This window comes from Caulobacter sp. HMWF025 (assembly GCF_003060965.1).
In the GTDB taxonomy this organism is placed as follows: Bacteria; Pseudomonadota; Alphaproteobacteria; order Caulobacterales; family Caulobacteraceae; genus Caulobacter.
Genome location: NZ_QAII01000082.1, coordinates 14,204 through 20,352, shown reverse-complemented (window position 1 = coordinate 20,352; position 6,149 = coordinate 14,204). Strand labels below are relative to the sequence as shown.

General features: G+C 68.4%; 5 protein-coding genes. 1 reads left to right on the top strand and 4 read right to left on the bottom strand.

Going from position 1 to position 6,149, the window contains the following annotated elements; translation table 11 throughout:
- From DBR10_RS09585 to DBR10_RS09575, 3 genes are all read right to left on the bottom strand, one after another.
- A partial coding sequence (locus DBR10_RS09585; protein WP_233243350.1) for an alpha/beta hydrolase occupies positions 1–859 on the bottom strand: 859 nt, incomplete at its 3' end.
- Between the two features lie 73 nt (positions 860–932).
- Positions 933–1,739 (bottom strand): TrmH family RNA methyltransferase, encoded by an 807-nt coding sequence (locus DBR10_RS09580; protein WP_108505376.1) that lies wholly within the window; start codon positions 1,737–1,739, stop codon positions 933–935.
- Between the two features lie 116 nt (positions 1,740–1,855).
- Positions 1,856–3,112 carry an MFS transporter gene (locus DBR10_RS09575; protein ID WP_108485986.1) on the bottom strand — a complete coding sequence of 419 codons (1,257 nt, stop codon included), beginning with the start codon at positions 3,110–3,112 and terminating at the stop codon, positions 1,856–1,858.
- Positions 3,113–3,307: 195 nt separating this feature from the next.
- On the opposite strand from DBR10_RS09575, the gene DBR10_RS09570 reads away from it, so the two are divergent.
- Entirely contained in the window at positions 3,308–4,363 is a 1,056-nt protein-coding gene (locus DBR10_RS09570; RefSeq protein WP_108505371.1) for a LacI family DNA-binding transcriptional regulator, read from the top strand.
- 23 nt (positions 4,364–4,386) lie between these two features.
- Here the strand turns inward: DBR10_RS09570 and DBR10_RS09565 are convergent, their stop codons facing one another.
- Positions 4,387–5,922 (bottom strand): globin-coupled sensor protein, encoded by a 1,536-nt coding sequence (locus tag DBR10_RS09565; protein ID WP_108505372.1) that lies wholly within the window; start codon positions 5,920–5,922, stop codon positions 4,387–4,389.
- Between the last annotated feature and the right edge of the window lie 227 nt (positions 5,923–6,149).

Sequence of the window (6,149 nt, the reverse complement as noted above, 5' to 3'; positions counted from 1 at the left end):
GCTCGGTCGGCACGGCCCGGGCCTTCAGGGCGGTGAACATCGTCAGGCTGTTCTGGACCGGCACGGCGGGATCGTCGGCGGCGTGCAGCAGGAAGACCGGCGGCAGCCCGGCCGCGACCTGGCGATCCGGCGAATAGAGCGCGATCTGCTCCGGCGTCGGGTTCTGCCCCAGCAACTGCCGACGCGAGCCGGCATGCATGATGGCCGGGTCCAGGCTGATCACCGGATAGATCAGGGCCGACAGGTCGGGACGGGCCGGCAGGTCATCGACCGCGTCGACCCGCTCATAGACGGCGGCGGCCGAGCGGGTCGTCAGGCTGGCGGCGACATGGCCACCGGCCGAGAAGCCCATGATCGCCACGCGGTCCGGCTTGAAGCCCATCGCCGACGCCCTTGAGCGCACGAGCCGGATGGCCCGCTGGGCATCCTGCAGGGGCGTGTCGGGGCCGGCGCGCCAGCCGTCGCCCGGCAGACGGTAGAACAGCACGAAACAGGTATAGCCGCGCTCGCTCAGCCAGCGGGCGGTCTCATAGCCCTCCTTGTCGAGCACGACCCGCTCATAGCCCCCGCCCGGGATCAGCATGACGGCCGCGCCATTGGGCACTTTGGGCCGGAAGACCACCAGTCTGGGGTTGCGGATGTGGGTCATGGCCCGGTCGCGCAGACCGGCGGGATCGCCCCGCTCAAGGATCGCCTCGACAGCGGTAACGACCTCGCCCCCCGGGGGGGCGGCAGGCCAGAGCGGCAGGACTTCGGTAGGGTCAGACAGGGGGGCACCCTCCGCATGGGCCCGACGTGCCGGGACACTGGCCAGCAGGCCGACGATCAGGCTGCCCAGCGCGCCGCGACGATCAAGCATGGACGGTACCTTCAGGCAGATCGAGGAATGGCCCCGATCCTAGGGCCGGGACCGCCGGGAGGAAACCGGTTTCCTATCGCCCCGTGAAGCGCAGGTGATGCAGGACGATGCCGCTGGTCGTGGCGACATTGAGGGAGTCAAAGCCCCCCGCCATCGGGATCCCCACCGTCCGGGCCCTGGCCATCAGCTCTGCCGATAGGCCCGGGCCCTCGGCCCCCAGCAGGACCGCGCAGCGGGCCGGTGTCTTCAGCTCGGCCAGGGTCTGGCCGGCCGACGGGCTGAGCGCCAGGGCCGCGAAACCGTGCCGCTCCAGCAGACCGGCAATGTCCTCGCCCCGGGCCAGAACCGCCGTCGGGACGCTGAGGGCCGCTCCGACCGAGACCCGGATGGCCTTGCGATACAGCGGGTCGCAGCAGTCGCTGTCGAGCAGCACCGCATCCACCCCGAAGGCGGCGGCATTGCGGTAGATGCCGCCGAGATTATCGTGATTGGCGATGCCGCAAAGCACCATCACCAGGGCCGTCTCCGCCAGCCCTGCCAGAAGCGCGTCGGGGGAGACTTCGGGGGCCTTCTCGCCGATCGCCAGCACGCCGCGATGCAGGTGAAAGCCGGCGACGGCGTCCAGCACCGCCTGCTCGACCAGGTAGACGGGGGTGGTCTCGCCCAGGCCGGCAAAGACCTCGTCCAGCTTGTCGCGCCGCCGGGGGTCGATCAGCAGCGACTGCACCCGTCCGGGCGCGTCACGGACGAAGGCGCGCAACACGGTCTCACCCTCGGCGACGAACAGGCCCTGGCGACCCACCAGATCGCGCTCGCGGATGTCGCGATAGGCGGCAACCCGGGGATCGTCGGGGTCGGAGATGGCGATAAACTGCGGCAAGACGGCCCCTGCAAAACCCTGGCCCAGGTCAAGCCCCGGCGGTGCCATCTAAACCGGGACGGCGATAAAGCCCATGGCCCGGACGGGCCGCCCCCTGCCCGTTGGCCCGCTGCGCCTCAGCGCACGCCCCGGATCGGCAGGATCGCCAGCCCCCCGGCCGTGGCCAGCAGCGCCGCTGCAATGAAGAAGGTCCGGAAATCGAGATGGGTGGGCCCCAGCGACCAGATGGCCAGAACGGGAGCCAGGGCCTGGGGCAAGGTGTTGGCCAGGTTGAGCACACCCAGATCCTTGCCCGCATCCTTCTGCGACGGCAGCACCTGGGTGACCAGAGCGATGTCGACCGCATAGAAGCAGCCCGACCCGCAGCCGAGCAGCAGATAGGCCCCCAGCATCACCGGCCAGGACGGCGTCATCGAGAAGATCAGCATCGCCACGGCGATCGTCAGGGCAGCACCGGCGGCAAACAGCTTCCGGCGCTTCAGCCGGTCGGACAGGATGCCGCCGATCAGGGCCATGGCGACATTCGACGCCGTCGCCACCATGGTCAGGATCGCCAGCCCCTCCTCGGCCTTGTGTCCGGGGAACAGGCGCGAAAAGCCCAGAACGTCCTGCAGGTAGTAGAGCATGTAGCTCTGCACGAGACTCAGCGTGATCAGGACCAGGAACCGCCCGACCCAGGCAAAGGCAAAGTCGGGATGGGCGCGGGGGTCGACCCAGAGGCCGGCCAGAAATTCCCCCAGCCGGAAAGGCGGCCGGGCGTCGCGGGCCAGGGGCCTGTCGTTCAGGCCGATGACGAACGGTGCCAGGGTCAGGAGCAGGACGGCGCTGATCGCCAGATAGCGCATCCCCTCCGACACCAGGATGCCGCCGATCAGCACGGCTCCGGCCAGGGTCCCGATCGGGTTGCCCAGGCTGAGAAACGCCGCGACACGGCCCTTCTGGGCATCCGGCACCCGGTCGGGCATGACCGCGATCAGGGCCGAAAACATCAGGTTGAAAGTCAGCTGGAACAGCACGACCCCGGCGACCAGGGCCCCGGGGGTGCTGGCCCGCATGATCAGAACATAGGCCGCTGTGGTCCCCAGGGCACCGACCAGCATCCAGGGTCGGCGTCGGCCGAACCGCGAGGTCGTGCGGTCGCTGACCGCTCCCGCCAGCAGATTGGCGACGCTGGCCGTCAGGGCCCCGAAGAACGCCACCTGGCTCAGCAGGACCGCCTTCCCCGCCGCATCGATCGCTTCGGCCTTCAGGGGAAGCAGCACCTGAAACAGGGGCATGAAGCTGACGAAAGCGCCGATCTGGGCGAGAGTATAGGCCGCTATGAAGCCAGCCCGGACCGGAACGGCCGGTCGGGCCTCGTCGCCTGGCGACATTGTGGGTCTCCCATCGCAGTCTTCGCTGCGTCGAGATCCAGACTGGCCTTCCCGCTCGCCAGGCACAAGGCCGGAAATGTCCGGTTCTGGACAACTGCGCCGGGCGAAACTTTTCTCTGCTGAAAAGTCGCTTGGCCGTGAGCTAATAGTCTAGGCTGAAAGGATGAGTCTTATGCGACAGGTTCGGGCGGATCTATGGCCTCGGTGACGATCTATGACGTCGCCGCGCGAGCGGGCGTCTCCATCAAAACCGTCTCGCGGGTCATGAACAACGAGCCCAATGTGCGGCCGGCCATGCGCGACCGCGTGATGGAAGCCGCCGAGGCCCTCGACTACAGCCCGAACCTTTCGGCCCGCAGCCTGGCCGGGTCGCGGTCGTTCGTGATCGCCATCTTCGTCGACGCGGCCCTGACCATCGATCACTGGCGCAGCGAACGCGGGGCCGACTATCTGTCGCGCATCCAGTTGGGCGCGACCCTGCAGTGCCGGGACGCAGGCTACCACCTGCTGATCGAGCTGATCGACCACGACGCCCCGCGCGTGCGCCAGGAAGTCGCCGCCCTGCTGGCCGCCCTCAAGCCTGACGGCGTCATCCTGACCCCGCCCAGCTCTGACAACGAGACGGTTCTGGAACTGCTCGACAAGGCCGGCACGCCCTATGTCCGCCTGGGTCCTGAACGTCCTGCCGAACTGGGTCCGCGCGTCCACATGGACGATGTCGCCGCGGCGCGGGACATGACCCAGCACCTGGCTGGCCTCGGCCATCGCCGGATCGGCTTCATTGTCGGTGAGCCCCGCTACGGGGCCAGCCAGGCCCGGCGCGCGGGCTATCTGGAGGCCATGAAGCAGCTGAACCTGCCGGTGTCCGACCAGTGGGTGCGCCAGGGAGACTTCACCTTCCAGTCGGGACTGGAACAGGCAAAGGCCCTGCTGGCCCTGCCCGACCGGCCGACCGCCATCTTCGCCAGCAATGACGACATGGCCCTGGGCTGCATTGCGGCAGCGGCCGAGGCCGGCATCATGGTGCCCGGCGAAGTCTCGATTGCCGGCTTCGACGACAGCCCGAGCGCGCGTTTCAGCCGGCCGCAGTTGACAACGGTCCGCCAGCCGGTTGTCGAGATGGCCTCGCTGGCCACCCGTCTGCTGATCACTGGACAGATCAAGGCGGCATCGAAATCATCGCCCCTGGACGAGCTTCTGCCGTTCGAGCTCATTCATCGCGCGTCGACCGCGCCGCCGCTCTCGCCCTGAGCCGCTGCCCGCCGGGCCGGACGTCAGCGCCCCGGGCGGGCGAAGGCGGTCAGGCGGGCCCGGGCCGCATGGACCGGATTGTCGGAAACAGCGGCCGCAGGCTCTGTACCACCGGTCCGGAAGGCGCCGACCCGGTTGAACAGGTCCGCCGCCTCGATCCGCAGGGTCCGGGTCGACTCGGTCGACTGGTGGACCATGGCCGCATTGCGCTGGGTGACCTGATCGAGCTGGTTCACCGCCGTATTGACCTGGCTGAGCGCCACGGCCTGTTCATTGGCGGAGGCCGCGATCTCGTTGATCAGCCCGTCGATACCGCCCACCTTGTTGACAATGCCGCGCAGGGCGGCCCCGGTCTGGCCGACAAGCTCGACGCCTTCCCCGACCTGACGGCTGGACTCGGCGATCAGCGTCTTGATCTCCCGGGCAGCGTCGGCGGAGCGCTGGGCCAGGGCCCGGACTTCCTGGGCGACCACGGCAAAGCCCCGACCAGCATCGCCAGCCCGGGCGGCCTCGACCCCGGCGTTCAGGGCCAGGAGGTTGGTCTGGAAGGCGATCTCGTCGATCACGCCGAGAATTTGCGAAACGCGATGCGACGAACTCTCGATCTTGGTCATGGCCTCGGCGGCCCGGGTGACCACGGTCCCCGAACGCTCGGCTTCCGCGCTGGCCTCGCCGACCATGGCCGAAACCTCGCGCGCGCTCTGGGCCGTCTTGCTGACCGTCGTGGTCAGCTGGTCCACGGCGGCGGCGGTCTGCTCCAGGGTGGCGGCCTGCTGCTCGGTCCGCTGGGCCAGGTCATCGGCGTTGCGGGCGATGTCGTCAGCACCGGACCGGATCCCGGACGAGGCGCGCTCAACCGCGTTCATCGCCTCGGCCAGGGCCATGGCCGCCTGGTCAAAATCAACCTTCAGGGAAGCAAATTCCGGCGACAGGCCCTCCTCCACCCGGGCCGAGAGATCCCCCGCGGCCAGGCGCGACAGGGCCTCGCCCACCGCGCGGACCGCTGCGGCCTGGTTACGGGCGGCGGCATCGCGCTCGGCTTCGAGGGCCGCCCGCTGTTCGTCCTGCACGGTGATGTAGGTGGAAATGGCCAGTTCCATGTCGAGGAAGACGGCCTTGTTGAGCGCCACCAGGCCATCGGCAAGGTCGGCGTCGGACTTGGCTGATGCGAAGAGCGCCTTGGCCCGCTTGGTGATCACGGCCCGGATCAGGTCTTCGACAATGACCGAGTAGCCGCCGATATACCATTGCGGCTCAAGGCCCGCATCGACATGGGCCCGCCCGATCCGCTCGACATCCCGCACATAGTCAGGGCCATAGTCGGCGCTGACCAGTCGCCGCCAGTGGCCGGCCTGGGCCCGCTCGGCACCCGAGATATGGCCTTCGTCCCGGAACTTGCTCCGGATCTCCGGGAAGGACCGAACCTGCCCGTAGAACTTGGACAGCGCCGTACCGATTTCCGCATCGATCAGAGGCTTGAGAGCCCGCAGCGCCGCGCGATCCCGCTGGTCGAACTGCATGAAGGCCATGCGACGGTCAAGCTTGGGACTGGCGTTCACGCGATCGTCTCCGACTCGGCAGGGAAGTAGCGTGTTAAGACGTGCCCTGAATTTGTTAACCATGTTTGAAGTTGCGGTCGCTTTGGGCGGACGTTTCGCCGCAGCAGGCGTTTAAGTGCTCCGCAGGCAACCGCGATGGCCGACCCGGTGCACGCCGCACGCGATCCCCTGTGGCGCGAAACTCTCGGGCGGACTATTCAAAAGGTTCGGCAACAAGCTACGCCTTG